Source organism: Microvirga sp. HBU67558 (assembly GCF_018069605.1).
Classification (GTDB): Bacteria; Pseudomonadota; Alphaproteobacteria; order Rhizobiales; family Beijerinckiaceae; genus Microvirga; species Microvirga terrae.
The window spans coordinates 1-287 of record NZ_JAGPUP010000100.1; the positions used below are offsets into that span (position 1 = coordinate 1).

A 287-nucleotide genomic window follows, 5' to 3' on the forward strand; every position below is an offset into this window, starting at 1 on the left:
AATGCCGGACTCGGAGTCCGTCACTCTAATAACAACAACGGATCTCCTAGTGAGACTTGTAACAAAGGCTTTCCGAAGAAAGCTGAGGCGGTTCTTCCAACCGAACAACCGGCAGAGCACCTATCACCGGAATTGATCTTTGAGGCCTGCCCGACCTTAAGCGACTACGGCCAGCCGGTGCGGGATCTGGCCGACATCGTCTCGGCCGGCCGCTACCTGCGGGCCTCTCTAGGGGCGCATGAGAGCGCCTGGGCCGAGGCCGTGGAGGAGATCGGCACCGTCAGGGC

Annotated in this window: 1 protein-coding gene; it reads left to right on the forward strand. The window is 60.6% G+C overall.

What is annotated here, in order from left to right; translation table 11 throughout:
* Positions 1-132: 132 nt before the first annotated feature.
* Positions 133-287: replication initiation protein RepC (gene repC / locus KBI52_RS32395; RefSeq protein WP_247654079.1), on the forward strand; the 155-nt coding region annotated here is incomplete at its 3' end.